Here is a 15,697-nt window from a genome sequence, read left to right as displayed (position 1 = left end):
GCGGCCTCGGACACGGGATCGAAAGCGTGTTCGCCTCGCGCGAATCTGCGCGGACGACGAGCGGATGCCGCGGGTCCGACCCGCGGCATCCGTTCGTTCAGCCGCCGCTGATCACCACACGAGGACGGGGAAGCGGAAGCTCTTCGATCCGTCGTGCGCGTCGCTGCCGGCGTACGTCGCCGAGAGCAGGTGCAGACCGCGGCTCAGCGTCGGCAGCGTCACCGAGACGACGCCGCGGTCCTTCGCCGTGAGGGTCGCCGTCGCGATGCGACGGTTGCCGTCGAAGATCGCGACCTCGCCCGTCGGGGTGCCTTTCGCGGCGATGACGGCGACGTTGTACTGGATCTTCGTGCCGTGCTTGGCGAGGATCTTGCTCGGCACGCCGAGTGTGATCGTCGCGCTCTTGGCGACCGGCTCGGCGATCGTGATCGGCACCTCGATCGCCGTTCCTGCCAGCGTCGTGATCGTCAGCGCTACGGCGCCGCTCACCCCGGTCGGCACCGTGACCGACAGGTTCGCGGTTCCCGTGACATCGAGCACCTCGTTGCCCACCGTGGAATCCACGGGCGCCGTGCCGACGACCGTGCCGTCGATCGCCACCGACACCGTGTCGGCCTTCGGCTCGGTGGTCGAGAAGTCGAGCGACGAGAGCGAGATGTCGATCGTCGAGCCGGCGGTGTACCCGCCTGCCGGCGGTGCCGACAGCACGAGCCCGATCGAACGCTGCGCGTAGTCGGGCGACGCCGTGCCGACGAAGGCCATGTAGTCGACCATCGCCGCGAGGTCGGCCTGTCCCGTGTCGGCCTTCGCCGTTCCCTGCGTGAACGCGGCGAAGTTGTCCCCACCTGCGGCGAGGAACGAGTTCGCCACGACGCGGTACTCCCCCGCCGGATCGATCGGCGCGCCGTCGAACTGGGCGTTCGCCACGCGGCTGCCGGCCGCTGCCGTCGAGTCGAACGTGTAGGTGAGTCCCTTCGAGACGCCGAGCTTGAGGAACGGTCGAGTCGCTCCCGCCGGCTGCCACTGCTGTTCGAGCAGTGTCGTGAGCTGCGCGCCCGTCAGCGTGAGCGCGACGAGCGTGTTGGCGAAGGGCTGGACGCTCGCGGCCTCGCGGTATGTGAGCACACCGTCCGGCGCATACGTCATGTCGGTGCGCAGACCCCCGGGATTCATGAACGCGATCTGCGCGGTCGGGTCCGTGCGCTGCACGGCCCACAGCTGCGCGTCGGCGACGAAGTTGCCGAGCGTCGATTCAGCGCCCCGGTTCTCGGTCGTGCCGTTGGCGAGCTTGGCGCGGTTGATGTCCGCCGACAGCGTGCCGAGCGGCGCCGCTCCGAGCGGACCCGCGTCGATGACCGCCTGATCGACGATGGCCTGGACGGTCGGGTCGGGCGCGTAGGCGGCGACGCCGCCCTCGAGGTACATGGAATATACGGTGTTGTCCATCGACTGCACCGTCTTGCTGTCGGGGTCGATCGTGATCACCATGTTGCTGAACTTCTCGCCGTACTGTCCCGACGAGATGACGGGACGAAGCCCCGCGTCGCCCGCGTAAGGCACCTGATGCGAGTACGCCAGGTGAGTGTGTCCGGAGACGATCGCGTTGACCTCGGAGTTCACGCCGTTGACGATCGCGCCGAAATTCGTCGTCGGGTCTGTCGCCGTCTCGTACGACGTGTCCTCGGCCCCTTCGTGCACGAGCAGCACGATGACGTCGGCCTCGCCGTTCGACGGGTCACCGTCGCTGAGGTCGTCGGCGACGGCGTTGACGCTCGACACGATCGGCAGCACGTCGAGCGTCGCGATGCCCGCGGGATTGACCAGCGACGGCAGGTCTTCGGTCACGGCTCCGATGAAGCCGACCGACACCCCGTCGACCGCGCGCACCCAGTACGGCGCGAGCGCGAGGTCGTCGGTCTCGGTGTCCCAGACGTTCGCGCTGATGTACTCCCAATCCGCCGCACTCTGCACACGGTCGCGCAAGTCGGCCCAGCCGCCGTCGAACTCGTGGTTGCCGGCCGCGCTGACATCCAGGCCCGCCGCGTTGAGCGCCTGGATCGTCGGCAGATCCTGCTGGATGAACGACTCGAACGTCGATGCGCCGATGAGGTCGCCGGCCGCCGCGAAGATCGTGTTGTCGTTCGCCTCGCGAAACGACGTGACCGCCGTCGCGAGCGCGGCGGCGCCGCCGGCGGGCGCGGATGCCGCGATGCGCCCGTGGAAGTCGTTCATCGTCACGAGATTGACCGTGACGGGGTCGGCGGCCTGGGCCGGAACGGCGACGAAGGCTCCTGCTCCGAGTACCGCGGCGGTGAGCGCCGCTCCGACGGCGAGGCGTCGACGTGACGCGGCGCGGCCGGGTTGTGACCTGTTTCGCATGTGACTGCTTCCTCTGAATGGAATCGGGCAGACACGTCCGCGCGTGATCACCACGACGTGACGCGCCGATGCCGAGCCTAGGACTCCGCGCCGCCGCGCAACAGAGAAATGAGAGGGTGCTCACACACCGGTGCCGTGCAAACGGCGGCGGTTCTGTGCGATGCGTGCATCCGAGCGGTCAGGCGTGCCCCGCGCGCTCCATGGCGCGCAGGTCGCGCTTGAGATCCTGCACTTCGTCGCGCAGGCGCGCCGCGAGCTCGAACTTGAGCTCTTCGGCCGCGACGAGCATCTGCGAGCTGAGGTCGGCGATCGTCGCCTCGAGCTGCTCGGCGCCCTCGGCCGCGATCCCCTCGCGCGCGCCCTTCGAACTCAGCGACCGCGGCGTCGGCGCTTTGCCCTTGCCCGACGCGAGGCGCGACGAATCCCGGCGCGACAGCATTCGATCGGTGTCGGATGCCTCGCGGGCGAGCGCGTCGGTGATGTCGGCGATGCGCTTGCGCAGCGGCTGCGGATCGATTCCGTGCTCTTTGTTGTAGGCGAGCTGCTTGTCGCGACGCCGATCGGTCTCTTCGATCGCGTTGCGCATGGAGTCGGTCACCCGGTCGGCGTACATGTGCACTTCGCCCGAGACGTTGCGCGCCGCACGGCCGATCGTCTGGATGAGCGACGTGCCGCTGCGCAGGAACCCCTCTTTGTCGGCGTCGAGGATCGCCACGAGCGATACTTCGGGCAGGTCGAGACCCTCGCGCAGCAGGTTGATGCCGACGAGCACGTCGTAGACGCCCGCGCGCAGCTCGCTCAGCAGCTCGACCCGGCGCAGCGTGTCGACGTCGGAGTGCAGGTAGCGCACGCGCACGCCGTGCTCACCGAGGAAGTCGGTGAGCTCTTCGGCCATCTTCTTCGTGAGGGTCGTCACGAGCACGCGCTCGTCACGTTCGGCACGCAGCCGGATCTCCTCGAGGAGGTCGTCGATCTGGCCCTTCGACGGCTTCACGATGATCTGGGGGTCGACGAGACCCGTGGGGCGGATGATCTGCTCGACGACGCCGTCGGCGATGCCCATCTCGTAGCGCCCGGGGGTCGCGGAGAGATAGACGGTCTGGCCCACGCGGTTCTTGAACTCGTCCCAGCGCAGCGGTCGGTTGTCCATCGCGCTGGGCAGGCGGAAGCCGTGCTCGACGAGAGTGCGCTTGCGCGACGCGTCGCCCTCGTACATGGCGCCGATCTGGGGCACCGTCACGTGCGATTCGTCGATGACCATCAGGAAGTCGTCGGGAAAGAAGTCCAGCAGCGTGTGCGGCGGCTCGCCCGGCCCGCGACCGTCGAGGTGACGGGAGTAGTTCTCGATACCCGAGCAGAAGCCCAGCTGCTGCAGCATCTCGAGATCGAACGTCGTGCGCATGCGCAGGCGCTGCGCCTCGAGCAGCTTGTTCTGCGACTCGAGCTCTTTCAGCCGCTCTTCGAGCTCGTGCTCGATCGTGCCGATCGCGCGATGCACCGTGTCGGTGCCCGCCGCGTAGTGCGTCGCGGGGAAGATCGGCACCGAATCGAGCTTCTGCACGACATCGCCCGTGAGGGGATGCAACATGAACAGACCCTCGATCTCATCGCCGAACATCTCGATGCGCACGGCGTACTCCTCGTACACCGGAATGATCTCGATCGTGTCGCCGCGCACGCGGAAGTTTCCGCGCGAGAAGTCGACGTCGTTGCGGTTGTACTGCATCGCGATGAACTTGCGGATCAGCGCGTCGCGGTCGTACCTCTCGCCCAGCTGCAGGGCGACCATCGCCCGCAGATACTCTTCGGGCGAGCCGAGACCATAGATGCACGACACGGTCGACACCACGACGACATCGCGACGGCTGAGCAGCGAGTTCGTCGTCGAGTGGCGCAGTCGCTCGACCTCGGCGTTGATCGACGAGTCCTTCTCGATGAAGGTGTCCGTCTGCGGGACGTACGCCTCGGGCTGGTAATAGTCGTAGTACGACACGAAGTACTCGACGGCGTTGTTCGGCATGAGCTCGCGGAACTCGTTCGCGAGCTGCGCCGCGAGCGTCTTGTTGTGCGCGAGCACGAGGGTCGGGCGCTGCACCGCCTCGACGAGCCACGCCGTCGTCGCCGACTTTCCGGTTCCGGTCGCACCGAGGAGCACGACATCGGTCTCGCCCGCGTTGATGCGCGCCGCGAGTTCGGCGATCGCCTGAGGCTGATCTCCGGATGGGGAATAGTCGCTGATGACCTCGAAGGGCCGCACGGAACGTGTCGTCTGCACCTTTCCAGCGTAGGCGCGGGCTCCGACATCGGGGCGCGTCGGACCTCAGCCCGCTCGAGAAGTCAGCGCGCGGCGCGTTGCGCGATGTGCTGCGGGAGCGCGTCCCACAGCGCGTCGACCTGCCGCATCGTGTCCTCGATCGTGCCCGTCGTGTCGACCACGACATCGGCGACCGCGAGGCGCGCGGCGTCGGTCACCTGCGACGCGAGACGCGCGTCGGCGTCTGCTTCGGCCATCCCCCGCAGCTCGACGAGCCTCGTTCGCCGCACGTCGGCCGGCGCGTGCGCGACGACGATGAGCTGCCACGGGTCTTCGACGCGGGCTTCGACCAGGAGCGGCACGTCGTAGACGATGACGGCATCGGGGTCGATCGCGAAGGCCGCGGCGAAGCGCCGCTGCGACTCGACGCCCACGGCGGGATGCACGATGGCGTTGAGCCGCGCGACCGCCGCGGGGTCGCCGAAGGCCTTCGCCGCGAGGGCCGCGCGGTCGAGGGCGCCGTCGGGCAGGATGACGTCTTCGCCGAACTCGGCGGCGAGCGCCGCGAGCACAGGTGAGCCCGCGCTCTGCACGTCGCGGACGATCTGGTCGGCGTCGACCACGACGGCACCGTGATCGGCGAGACGGGCGGCGATCGTGGACTTCCCCGACGCGATCCCGCCGGTGAGGGCGATGAGCGGCATGTGACGAGCATGCCATGACGGCATCCCCGATCCGAGTCGAACAATATTCACGCGCATGAAATCTCAGTTTCGGCTCAGGACGACGATCCTTGGATCCCCCTGAGGTGCGCACAAGCCGGGGCTGAGGATGCGGCCATAGCTTCGAGATGTCGCAGAAACCGCGGGTCAACCCACAACGGAGGATCCGGTCGCGACTCCCGAACCTCACGAAAGGCCATCATGTCCGCATCCGTCACCCAGCCCGAGACCCGCCGCAAGAACAAGCGTCGCCCGATCGTCGCCTTCGCCCTGGCCACCCTCGCGGTCGGCGGCGTGGGCGCAGCGCTCACCAGCGCCGCCTGGACCGACAACGTCTTCGCCGCCGCACCCGCCGATGCCGCGACGTTCGACCTCCAGGCCTCGCTCGACGGAGTCACCTGGCAGCAGTCCGACAAGAAGGACGCCGTCGAACTCGTCGTCCCGGCGACGACGTTCGCGAAGCTCCTGCCCGGCCAGACGCGCACCGTCACGCTGCACGTCAAGAACTTCGGCAACGTCAGCGCGGCCGTGGTGCCGAGCGTCGAGTGGGCCGGATCCACGTTCCTCACCGAACCGACGGCGCAGGTCTCCGGCCTGGCTACGACGCTCGCCCCGGCCGGAACCATCCGCGACACGAGCACCTTCACGCTCACGGTCACCGCACCGGCGGACTGGAAGCCCGAGAACAAGGGCAAGACCGGAACGATCATCGTCACCGTCGCGGGCGAAGCCGCGGCCTGACGCACCTCTTCCGAACGACACGAGACCGACAGGAGATCATCATGCAGGCACTGCGTCGCGTCACGATGGTCGCCCTGTGGGCGCTCGCCGTCGTCGGAGTGGCGAGCGGTGTGGTCTGGGGGGCCACCGCTGCCGGCATGATCAAGCCGCTCATCGTGATCTCGGGTTCCATGGAGCCCGAGATCACGACGGGCGACCTGCTCATCGCCACCAAGAAGCCCGTCGCCGATCTGGGGGTCGGTGACGTCGTGAGCTTGCCCAGCGAGCTCACGAGCACACTCGTGACGCACCGCATCGTGGAGATCACGGCCGAGGGGGACGGCAGTGTCATCACGATGAAGGGCGACGCGAACGAGTTCGAGGACGCCCTCGACTACCGCGTGGCCGGCGCGGTGTGGATGCCGCAGATGCAGGTGCCCGGCGCGGGCGCCGTCATCGCGCGCATCTCCACCCCCGCTGTCGCGGTGCCCCTGCTGATCGGTCTCGTCGCTCTCCTCGGGCTGACGTGGCTGATCCCCGCTCCCGAGTCCCGCGGAACCCGAAAAGCCGGGGACTCGGGAGCACTCCTGCCGGAGGTCGCGCGATGAGCCGTGCGACCGCCGCGGACCGCGTCGCGGTGGGGGCCGCGACACCGGCCGACGTGGGGACGTCGGCCGGTCGGTCTGTTCGCGCGCGTGGCCGTGCGCGCTCCGGCATCCTGTCGCTGCTCGCGGCGCTCGCTCTGATCCTGGGGGTCGGGGCGGGCGCTGCGGCGGCGCAGTCGACGCTCAGTGCGTGGACCGATCCGGTACGGGCGGTCGCGACCGTGAGCGCGGGCCAGTGGGAGGCCCCGGCGACGCTCGGCTGCATCGCGATGAACGCCGACGGCAGTGTCAAGAACAACGGGCACTGCGCCGTCACCTCGGTCGTCTTCGACCAGTGGGGCACGGACGCCGGCCATCACCGCAACTACTACGTCACCGTCACCAGCAACGCGGGCAACGGGTACGTCGTCGTCACGATCGATCTGGCCTCCGCCCGGATGCGCTCGGACACGGGCACCGGCACCTGGAGGTGGGAGAACGCCGCGACGACCGGCGGTCACCTCGCACCGTCGTCGGCGTGCGCGGACCTGCCGCTGCTGACGGCGAGCACGCCGCTCGGATGGGGCGGGTCGGGTCAGTTCTACCTGCCGATGGTCGACAACCGCGCATCGACGCCGGCGGGATCGGTCACGTGCCGGTGAGTCCAGACGTGCCCGGCAGAGCGTTCCGTCGCCTCTTCTGGGATATCATCACGGTTGTCGACTCGGCGACCGAGTTCGATGAGTCGGATGCCGGGGGTGTGCACGTGCAGGACAGCCGCGTCGCCGTCGTGATCGAAGACGAAGCCGACATCCGGCAGCTCCTGAGCGATGTCCTCGAAGCCGCGGGCTTCACGGTGCATGCGGCCGGATCCGGACTCGATGGCATCGAGCTCGTCCGGACGAAGCAACCCGTCGTGACGACGCTGGATGTCAGCATGCCGGGCATCGACGGGTTCGAGACGGCCAAGCGGATCCGCGCCATCAGCAGCACATACATCGTGATGCTCACGGCGCGCAGCGAAGAGATCGATGCGCTGCAGGGGCTCGAATCCGGTGCCGACGATTACGTCACGAAGCCCTTCCGGCCCCGTGAGCTGCGCGCGCGCATCGATGCGATGCTGCGTCGCCCCCGCGTGCACACCGCCGCGGGCGACGCGCCTGCCGATCCCCCGCAATCGTCGTCGACGACGGTCCGGGATCCGGATGACGGCTGGCTCGAGCACCGCGGACTGCGCGTGCACCCGGACATGCGCCTCGCGACGCGCGACGGGCAGAACCTCGATCTGACGCGCAGCGAGTTCGACATCGTCGTCGACCTCCTCACCGCGCGCGGCCGTGTCGTCAGCAAGACCGACCTCGCCCTCATGCTGCGTGGTGACCACTACAGCACGAACGGCTTCGTCAGCGACGCCGATGCGCGCGCGATCGAGGTGCACATGGCGAATGTGCGCCGCAAGCTCGGCGAGACGCCGACACGGCCGCGCTGGATCGAGACCGTGCGCGGTGTGGGCTACCGGCTCACGCGGTGATCACGACGTCACGACGACGGCCGCCTCGGCGGCGTGCGCGGCGTCCGTCGCCGCCCGCCGCGCTCCGCGCATGAGCGCTGCGGGCTCGTAGCCCGTCGTGTCGCTGAGGGTCACGCCCACGCCCACGACCGGGATCACCGCCCCCACGACTCCCGACAGCTCGTCGAAGAGCCCCCGGCGGATGCGTTCCGCCGTGCGGCGCGCTTCGGCGGGCGACCCCGGCTGGATGCCCACGAAGAGGCCCGTCGGTCCGTCCTGGCCGACGAACGCGCTCGTCGGTGCGAAGCGCCGCACGACCGTGCGGAACGCGTCGGCGACGCTCGCGGCCGCCTCCGTCCCGAAGGCCGTCGAGATCGCCGGCAGATCGTCGATGCGCACCGAGATGACGCCGACGAGTTCGCCGCGGCGTCGCGCGCGACCGCTCATCCCCAGCAGCACGTACGCGAAGGACAACTCGGGCAGCACGTCGTCGTCGGTGAGGGCGAGGTCGCGCGACGCGACGACACCCACCGATCCGGCGCGGTCCGACAGCAGCACCGAGGTCACGACGACCGCGACGATCGTCGTCAGGGTGGTGATGAAGCTCGTGGGGATCGTGTCCAGCCACGTGCGGAAAACGTCGCTCTCCGGGCCGGCGACGAGGAACACGACCGTGCGCACGAGGTAGAACACGGACTGGAATCCGAGCACCGCGACGAGACTCCACGCGTTGCGGTTGCGACCCATGTCGCCACGCAGACTCTCGACGGCGCCCAGGGCGGCGAAGATGAGGATGCCGACGAACATGACCGGCGCCCCCGCCCACCCTCCGCCCTCGGGTCCCGCGACGACGACTGCGCCGATGGCCACAACCGCGGTGGCCGCCACGACGAGGCCCGCCACGAGCATGCGTCGTGTGTTGTAGGCGCGGCATCCGAGCCAGATGCAGCCCGGGATCGCCACGAAGGCCCCGTTTCCGATCGCGATCGCCCACCAGGCCTCCGGCGCCGCCGACCAGACGAGATAGCTGACCGATGTCAGCACGGCGGCGAGGAACGCCAGACCCCACATGCGACCCGCACCATCGTCGCGCCGCAGGATCGATCCCAGGATGAACACGACGCTGCTCGCGACGACGACGACGGTCGTCATCACCGAGACGGAGAAGAGGTCGAGGGTCATACGGTTCCTTCCGGTGCTTCCAGGCGATGCGCCCCCAAGGGCAGTCGCACCACGAACGTCGTTCCCGACCCCAGTTCGCTTCGCACCGTGATCTCGCCGCCGTGGGAGCGGACGATGTCCCGGCTGATCGCCAATCCCAGCCCGCTGCCGTGCGTCGACGTCATGCGCACGGCGTCGGAGCGGAAGAACCGATGGAACAGCCGCGGCATCTCGGCATCCGAGATCCCCCGGCCCGAATCCCGCACGACGATCCACGCGTGTACGTCATCGGTCGTGGTGCCGACCTCGATCGATCCGCCGTCCTTGTTGTACTTGACGGCATTGGAGAGCAGGTTGTCGAGCACTTGACGGATCCGCGATGCGTCGACGAAGGCGACGGCGCTCTCGACCCCGGAGGAATCGATCCGGATGCCGCGCTCCGCGGCGCGCGGATCCTGCAGCTCGATCGCGGCGATCGCGATCGCGGCGATGTCGGTCTGCTGCGGGCGGATGCTGAGTTCGACCGTCGTGCGATCAGAGCTGGATGCCGCGAGGATGTCGGACACGATCGAAAGCAGCCGGTGCGCGTTGCGCTCGGCGACTTCGAGCCCGCGGCGCGCGGACGGCGACAGATCTTCGTCGAGCACGAGGTCGAGGTAGCCGACGATCGCGGTGAGGGGCGTACGCAGTTCGTGCGACACCGACGCCACGAGGTCCTCACGGGCACGCACGGCGATGAGCTCGGTCGTGATGTCGCGCGAGACGATGACGGTTCCCGTCACCTGCCCGTCGTCGTCGCTGAGGTGCCGCGCCGTCACGGTGAGCGCACGGCGCTGCTCACCCGGCTCGCCGAACCAGACGACCTCGTCGTCGAACGTCTCACCGCGCATCGCCCGGGCGAGGGGCTGCTCGTCGGCGGGCAGGAGCGTGATCCCGTCGCGCGAATAGGCGGGCACGAGGGTCGTCGCCTCCTGTTCGGCTCGGGTGTCCTTGACGCGCTGCAGGCGTCCGTGCGCGTCGTTGCGCACCGCGATGCGGCCGTCTTCGCCCACCCGGATGATGCCGAAGTCGACGGCATCCAGCACGCTCGTCACGGTCTGCTCCTGCTGACGGGCGTTCTCGAGAGCCTTGCCGAGGATGCGCGTCTGGCTGTCGAGGAGAATCCGCTGCACGCGCGAGCGCCGCGCCGTGAGGTAGCTCGTCGTCGACAGGGCGATGACAGCCATTGGCAGCAGCAGCGCCGAGAACGTCAGTGGCCGATCGGGCAAGAACGTCTGGAATCCGTAGATGGTGCAGATGCTGAGGATCGACACGAACAGACCCACGAGGCCGAACCCCGATGCGAGCCACATCGCGGGAAAGATCCACAGCAGCCCGAACCCCGCCGTCGGGCTGGATTCGCGCATGAACGCGATGGCCGCGACGTCCGCGAGCGGCAGCACGATACTCACCCACTGCGGGAGGCTGTTCCACGGCACCGCGATCGCCACACCGCCTCCGACGAACACGACGAGGACCGCGGCGAAGAAGATCGGCGTGTCACCGGGAAAGTCGCCGATGACGGCGATCAGCGTGACGATGAGCACGACGGCGCCCAGCAGGAGCTGGTTGAGCACCGTCGTTCGGGCCCGCGTCCGGTCCTCGAACTGCGCACGACCGACGCGGCGGCGGAGTGCGGGCGGCCAGGACATGGTGCGACGCTACCGCGCGGGGTGCGCTCGGCGCTGCTCGCCGCTCCGGATGCCGCGGGTGCGGCATCCGTCTCGTGAAACGCCGAAGAGGCCAGGACCCGAAGGTCCTGGCCTCTTGGCGGTGTCGAGGAGGATACTCCCCGATCAGCTGTGTCGGATCAGCGACCCGAGAGCTTCTCGCGGAGAGCGGCGAGCGCCTCGTCGTCGGCGAGCGTTCCGCCGCCGGCCTCGGAGGTGAAGCTCGACGACGAACCCGTGTCGGCGGGGGCGTTGGCCTCGGCCTCGGCTGCCTTCGTGACGGCGGCCTTGTGCGCCTCCCAGCGGGCGTGGGCAGCGGCGTACTCCTGCTCCCACTTCTCGCGCTGCTCGTCGAAGCCTTCCTTCCACTGGTTGGTCTCGGAGTCGAAGCCCTCGGGGTACTTGTACTCCCCGTTCTCGTCGTACTCGGTGACCATGCCGTAGAGGGCCGGGTCGAACTCGGTGCCGAAGGGGTCGACCGACTCGTTCGCCTGCTTGAGCGAGAGCGAGATGCGACGACGCTCGAGGTCGATGTCGATGATCTTGACGAAGACCTCTTCGCCGACCGACACGACCTGCTCGGCGAGTTCGACGTGCTTGCCGGAGAGCTCCGAGATGTGCACGAGGCCCTCGATGCCGTCGGCGACGCGGACGAACGCACCGAACGGAACGAGCTTGGTGACCTTGCCCGGAGCGACCTGACCGATCGCGTGCGTGCGGGCGAAGACCTGCCACGGGTCTTCCTGCGTCGCCTTGAGCGAGAGCGACACGCGCTCGCGGTCCAGGTCGACCTCGAGGATCTCGACGGTGACCTCCTGGCCGACCTCGACGACCTCGGACGCGTGCTCGATGTGCTTCCACGACAGCTCCGAGACGTGGACGAGACCGTCGACGCCACCGAGGTCGACGAACGCACCGAAGTTGACGATCGACGAGACCGTGCCCTTGCGGACCTGACCCTTGTGGAGGTTGTTGAGGAAGTTCGAGCGCGACTCGGACTGCGTCTGCTCGAGCAGAGCGCGGCGCGAGAGCACGACGTTGTTGCGGTTCTTGTCGAGCTCGAGGATCTTCGCCTCGATCTCCTGACCGAGGTACGGCGTGAGGTCGCGGACGCGGCGCAGCTCGATGAGCGAAGCGGGGAGGAACCCGCGCAGACCGATGTCGACGATGAGGCCGCCCTTGACGACCTCGATGACGGAGCCGGTGACCACGCCGTCGTCTTCCTTGATCTTCTCGACGTCGCCCCACGCGCGCTCGTACTGCGCGCGCTTCTTCGACAGGATGAGGCGGCCTTCCTTGTCCTCCTTCTGGAGAACGAGGGCCTCGACCTCGTCGCCGACCTTGACGACCTCGTTGGGGTCGACGTCGTGCTTGATCGAGAGCTCGCGCGAGGGGATGACACCCTCGGTCTTGAAGCCGACGTCGAGGAGGACCTCGTCGCGGTCGACCTTCACGACGGTGCCTTCGATGAGGTCGCCGTCGTTGAAGGACTTGATGGTCAGTTCGACCGCGGCCAGGAAGTCCTCAGCAGAGCCGATGTCGTTGATTGCGACCTGCTTGGTGGCCGGGGCGGTCGTTGCGCTAGTCATGTAGTGGGTTGTCCTTGTGGGTTTGGGGTCTCGGGCTCGGCACCTCGAACGCGCGGACGCGAACGAAACAGCAGCCGAAGCGAAGCGGATTGTTGTCGTGCGATGTCACCAGCCCCGTACCGGGACGTGGCTGTAGAACCACAGAAGTGACATTCCAGGGTATCAGAATGCCGCCGACGCCCGCGAGGTCAGGCTCCGGCACGCGTCGCGCACGGCACGCAGCGCGTCGCCGTCGGCCGGGCGACGAGACGGGCGAGCGGGATCGGGGCGCCGCAGTCCGCGCAGATCCCGAAGCCTTCCGTTCCGGTCCGCGCGAGCGCGGCATCGACCTCGTCCCGTTCCCGCGCCGCATCCGCGCGCAGCCCCGCGAGCCGCGACCACTCCGCCGAGAGGGTCGCACCCTCGGGATCGTGCTCGTCGTCGGCGGTCTCGGCACCGCGGTCGGCGCGCAGCTCGACGAGCGTGTCGTCGAAACGGCGGATGCGGTCGTCGAGCTCGGCGCGCAGCGTCTCGAGCGCCTGCTGCACCTGCCCCGCGGCATCCGTCGTCACGGCTGAAGCAGCACCTTGACGGCGCGGCGTTCGTCCATCGCCGCGTAGGCCTCGGCAGCATCGGCGAGCGGCAGCACGAGGTCGAAGACGCGCCCCGGCTGGATGCGGCCCGAGCGCACGTCGGGCAGCAGCTCCTCGATGTACCCGCGTACCGGTGCGACTCCCCCGTTGACGCCGACGTTGCGGCTGAACAGGTGCGTGATCGGCAGCTCGGGACCGCCGTTGGGCACGCCCACGAACCCGACCATGCCGCCGGGCCGCGTGGCGCGCAGCGCCTGGTCCATCGACTCCTTCGTGCCGACGCACTCGAGGACGCGATCGGCACCGATGCCCTCGGTGAGCGCACGCACGGCCGAGACGCCCTCGTCGCCGCGCTCCTCGACGATGTGCGTCGCGCCGAACTCGCGGGCGAGCTCCTGCCGGCGCGGGTGCCGCGACATCGCGATGATCGTCGTGGCGCCGAGCCGCTTGGCCGCGATGACGGCGCACAGGCCCACGGCGCCGTCGCCCACGACGGCGACCGTGTCGCCGGGTGCGACGCCCGCCGAGACCGCGGCGTGGTGGCCCGTTCCCATGACGTCGCTGAGGGCGAGGAGGCCCGGGATCTCGTCGTCCGAGACGGGGCCGGGCACGACGGCGAGCGTGCCGTCGGCGAGCGGAACGCGCACGCGCTCCCCCTGGCCTCCGTCGGCGAACCCGCCGAAGCGGTCGTCGCGCCCCCACCAGTCACCCTCCAGGCACGACGTGCTCACGCCGTTGCGGCAGTTGAGGCACGTGCCGTCGCACACGTAGAAGGGCGCGATGACGAAGTCTCCGGGACGCACGAGCTCGACCTCGGCGCCGACCGCCTCGACCACTCCGACGAATTCGTGACCGATCCGCCGCGGCGCATCGACCGCCGTGACGCCGCGATAGGGCCACAGGTCCGAGCCGCACACGCATGAGGCGACGACCCGCACGATCGCGTCGCGTCCGGTCGAGAGCTCGGGGTCGGGTACCTCCTCGACGCGGACGTCTCGGGCCGCGTGGATGACAGTGGCGCGCATGGGCTCGATGCTACGCCCGGTTCCGCGCCGAGGTGCCGCGGCCTACGCTCGGGCCATGCGTATGACCGCAGCGTTCCGTGCCCCGCGACGCGCGCCTGCCCTGCAGGTGGCCAAGTCCGCTCTCGCGACGATCGCCGCGTGGCTCGTCGCGGGCTGGCTCGTCGATGGCCCGCCGCCCGTTTTCGCCGCGATCGCGGCGCTGCTCGTCGTGCAGCCGAGCGTCAACCAATCGCTCACCAAGGCGCTGGAGCGCTCGATCGGCGTGATCGCGGGCGTCACGGTCGCGTCGGCTCTGGGAATCCTGCTCGGCGGCTCGACGTGGGTGATCCTCCTGGCGACCGTCGTCGCGCTGCTTCTGGCGTGGGGACTGCGGATGACGGCGGGCACGGCCAACCAGGTGGCGATCAGCGCACTGCTCGTGCTGGCACTCGGTGGGACAAGTCCGGGGTATGCCGTCGAGCGGATCATCGAGACACTGCTCGGAGCGGTCATCGGGATCGTCGTGAACCTCGCGCTCGTGCCTCCGCTCGCCGTCACGCCCGCCCGCGACGCCGTCGAATCGCTCGCCGGCGAGCTCGCCGCATCGCTCGATCGCCTCGCGACGGCTCTCGAGCAGCCGCAGTCGCCGGAGCAGGTCGAAGAGGTGCTCCTGACCGCCCGCCTCCTGCGCCCCATGCGCGACAAGGCGGCCGCCGCGCTCGCCGACGCCTCCGAATCGCTCACGCTCAATCCGCGCCGCACGCGGCACCGCGACGAGCTCGCCGACGCACAGGGGCAACTGGACCGCTTCTCGCCGATCGTGACGCAGACGATCGGCATGACGCGCGCCTTCGCCGATCACCACGACGCATCCGTGCACGAGGAACCCGTCGTGCACGACATCGCGCAGCAGCTGCGGCGCGCCGCCCATGACGTGCAGCTCATCTCGGGAGACCCGGCGCACCTGCCCGCCGACGACCGTGAACCGGCGCTCACGGCACCGCTCACCGTGCGGATGCCGAGCTCCACCCATTGGATGCTGATCGGCTCACTGCTGGAGGATCTTCGGCGCATCCACGAGACGCTGAGTGAGCCCGCTGAACCTACTGCGTGACGTGCACCGTGAAGATGACGTCCTGGATGCCGCCGTCGGAGTTCGACAGCGTGACCTCGGTCTCGCCCTCGGCGAGCGCCGTGATCCCCGGATTGAACGTCGCCGTGGCATCTTCGTGCCCTTCGACGAACTCGGCGACGGCGGGGTCGCCGATCGTCGCGGTGTAGCTGTCGACGGCGAGATCGCCCGTGTCGATGTTGAGCACCTGCCCGACGACGAGGTCGACGGTCGTACCCTCGAGCTCGCCCGCACCCTTCGTGACGGGTGCGATGACGTCTCCTCCGATCGAGCCCGAACACGCGGTGAATGCGAGAGCCGAGACGGCGATCACGCAGGCGGCGGCGATGCGAGTGATTCTCATGCCGTCAGCCTGGCAGTG

14 protein-coding genes are annotated in these 15,697 nt (G+C 69.1%); 5 read left to right on the top strand and 9 right to left on the bottom strand.

Annotation, left to right across the window (positions count from 1 at the left end):
* Window positions 1–111: 111 nt before the first annotated feature.
* The 3 genes from ACWIBS_RS05065 to coaE form a co-directional block, all read right to left on the bottom strand.
* Window positions 112–2,379, bottom strand: coding sequence for a bifunctional metallophosphatase/5'-nucleotidase (locus tag ACWIBS_RS05065; protein WP_376126327.1), 2,268 nt, complete (start codon window positions 2,377–2,379; stop codon window positions 112–114).
* A 178-nt stretch (window positions 2,380–2,557) separates the two neighbouring features.
* The gene (gene uvrB, locus ACWIBS_RS05060; RefSeq protein WP_376126324.1) at window positions 2,558–4,654 is read right to left on the bottom strand and encodes an excinuclease ABC subunit UvrB; all 2,097 of its coding nucleotides are present in this window, start codon (window positions 4,652–4,654) and stop codon (window positions 2,558–2,560) included.
* A 62-nt stretch (window positions 4,655–4,716) separates the two neighbouring features.
* Entirely contained in the window at window positions 4,717–5,337 is a 621-nt protein-coding gene (coaE, locus tag ACWIBS_RS05055; RefSeq protein WP_376126321.1) for a dephospho-CoA kinase, read from the bottom strand.
* Window positions 5,338–5,556: 219 nt separating this feature from the next.
* Here coaE and ACWIBS_RS05050 point away from each other — a divergent pair, with 219 nt between their 5' ends.
* Genes ACWIBS_RS05050 through ACWIBS_RS05035 form a run of 4 tightly spaced genes read left to right on the top strand, consistent with a single transcriptional unit; the run spans window position 5,557 to window position 8,190 of the window.
* Window positions 5,557–6,096, top strand: coding sequence for a hypothetical protein (locus ACWIBS_RS05050; protein ID WP_376126318.1), 540 nt, complete (start codon window positions 5,557–5,559; stop codon window positions 6,094–6,096).
* Window positions 6,097–6,137: 41 nt separating this feature from the next.
* Window positions 6,138–6,683 (top strand): signal peptidase I, encoded by a 546-nt coding sequence (locus tag ACWIBS_RS05045; protein ID WP_376126316.1) that lies wholly within the window; start codon window positions 6,138–6,140, stop codon window positions 6,681–6,683.
* Window positions 6,680–7,321: a hypothetical protein gene (locus ACWIBS_RS05040; RefSeq protein ID WP_376126313.1), complete on the top strand. Its 642-nt coding sequence runs from the start codon at window positions 6,680–6,682 to the stop codon at window positions 7,319–7,321. The genes ACWIBS_RS05045 and ACWIBS_RS05040 overlap by 4 nt, the downstream gene beginning before the upstream one ends.
* An 8-nt stretch (window positions 7,322–7,329) precedes the next feature.
* Window positions 7,330–8,190 carry a response regulator transcription factor gene (locus tag ACWIBS_RS05035; protein ID WP_376126310.1) on the top strand — a complete coding sequence of 287 codons (861 nt, stop codon included), beginning with the start codon at window positions 7,330–7,332 and terminating at the stop codon, window positions 8,188–8,190.
* Here ACWIBS_RS05035 and ACWIBS_RS05030 read toward each other — a convergent pair whose 3' ends face one another.
* The 5 genes from ACWIBS_RS05030 to ACWIBS_RS05010 form a co-directional block, all read right to left on the bottom strand.
* A complete protein-coding gene (locus ACWIBS_RS05030) occupies window positions 8,191–9,351 on the bottom strand; it encodes a hypothetical protein (RefSeq protein WP_376126307.1) in 1,161 nt (386 codons plus the stop codon). It lies immediately after the preceding gene.
* The gene (locus tag ACWIBS_RS05025) at window positions 9,348–11,021 is read right to left on the bottom strand and encodes a sensor histidine kinase (RefSeq protein WP_376126305.1); all 1,674 of its coding nucleotides are present in this window, start codon (window positions 11,019–11,021) and stop codon (window positions 9,348–9,350) included. The genes ACWIBS_RS05030 and ACWIBS_RS05025 overlap by 4 nt, the downstream gene beginning before the upstream one ends.
* A gap of 158 nt (window positions 11,022–11,179) precedes the next feature.
* On the bottom strand, window positions 11,180–12,628 hold the full coding sequence (gene rpsA, locus ACWIBS_RS05020; protein WP_376126303.1) for a 30S ribosomal protein S1: 1,449 nt from the start codon (window positions 12,626–12,628) through the stop codon (window positions 11,180–11,182).
* A gap of 188 nt (window positions 12,629–12,816) precedes the next feature.
* Window positions 12,817–13,179, bottom strand: coding sequence for a TraR/DksA family transcriptional regulator (locus ACWIBS_RS05015; RefSeq protein WP_376126300.1), 363 nt, complete (start codon window positions 13,177–13,179; stop codon window positions 12,817–12,819).
* Window positions 13,176–14,225 (bottom strand): zinc-dependent alcohol dehydrogenase family protein, encoded by a 1,050-nt coding sequence (locus tag ACWIBS_RS05010; protein ID WP_376126297.1) that lies wholly within the window; start codon window positions 14,223–14,225, stop codon window positions 13,176–13,178. Before ACWIBS_RS05010 ends, ACWIBS_RS05015 begins: the two co-directional genes overlap by 4 nt.
* Window positions 14,226–14,280: 55 nt before the next feature.
* Between ACWIBS_RS05010 and ACWIBS_RS05005 the strand changes: the two genes are divergently transcribed.
* A complete protein-coding gene (locus ACWIBS_RS05005) occupies window positions 14,281–15,318 on the top strand; it encodes an FUSC family protein (protein ID WP_376126295.1) in 1,038 nt (345 codons plus the stop codon).
* On the opposite strand, the gene ACWIBS_RS05000 is transcribed toward ACWIBS_RS05005, so the two are convergent.
* Entirely contained in the window at window positions 15,308–15,679 is a 372-nt protein-coding gene (locus tag ACWIBS_RS05000; protein WP_376126293.1) for a hypothetical protein, read from the bottom strand. The two genes, ACWIBS_RS05005 and ACWIBS_RS05000, sit on opposite strands and share 11 nt — an antisense overlap.
* Window positions 15,680–15,697: the final 18 nt, after the last annotated feature.

Source organism: Microbacterium sp. NPDC055442, assembly GCF_053644215.1.
Note: the sequence above shows the minus strand (reverse complement) of the source record. Positions and strands in the feature narration are given on the sequence as shown.

Bases quoted from the DNA above. Each gene is read 5' to 3' on its own strand.
- ACWIBS_RS05065 (WP_376126327.1), bottom strand. From the start codon at position 2,379: ATGCGAAACAGGTCACAACCCGGCCGCGCCGCGTCACGTCGACGCCTC.
- coaE (WP_376126321.1), bottom strand. From the start codon at position 5,337: ATGCCGCTCATCGCCCTCACCGGCGGGATCGCGTCGGGGAAGTCCACG.
- ACWIBS_RS05050 (WP_376126318.1), top strand. From the start codon at position 5,557: ATGTCCGCATCCGTCACCCAGCCCGAGACCCGCCGCAAGAACAAGCGT.
- ACWIBS_RS05045 (WP_376126316.1), top strand. From the start codon at position 6,138: ATGCAGGCACTGCGTCGCGTCACGATGGTCGCCCTGTGGGCGCTCGCC.
- ACWIBS_RS05040 (WP_376126313.1), top strand. From the start codon at position 6,680: ATGAGCCGTGCGACCGCCGCGGACCGCGTCGCGGTGGGGGCCGCGACA.
- ACWIBS_RS05030 (WP_376126307.1), bottom strand. From the start codon at position 9,351: ATGACCCTCGACCTCTTCTCCGTCTCGGTGATGACGACCGTCGTCGTC.
- ACWIBS_RS05025 (WP_376126305.1), bottom strand. From the start codon at position 11,021: ATGTCCTGGCCGCCCGCACTCCGCCGCCGCGTCGGTCGTGCGCAGTTC.
- rpsA (WP_376126303.1), bottom strand. From the start codon at position 12,628: ATGACTAGCGCAACGACCGCCCCGGCCACCAAGCAGGTCGCAATCAAC.
- ACWIBS_RS05010 (WP_376126297.1), bottom strand. From the start codon at position 14,225: ATGCGCGCCACTGTCATCCACGCGGCCCGAGACGTCCGCGTCGAGGAG.
- ACWIBS_RS05005 (WP_376126295.1), top strand. From the start codon at position 14,281: ATGCGTATGACCGCAGCGTTCCGTGCCCCGCGACGCGCGCCTGCCCTG.
- ACWIBS_RS05000 (WP_376126293.1), bottom strand. From the start codon at position 15,679: ATGAGAATCACTCGCATCGCCGCCGCCTGCGTGATCGCCGTCTCGGCT.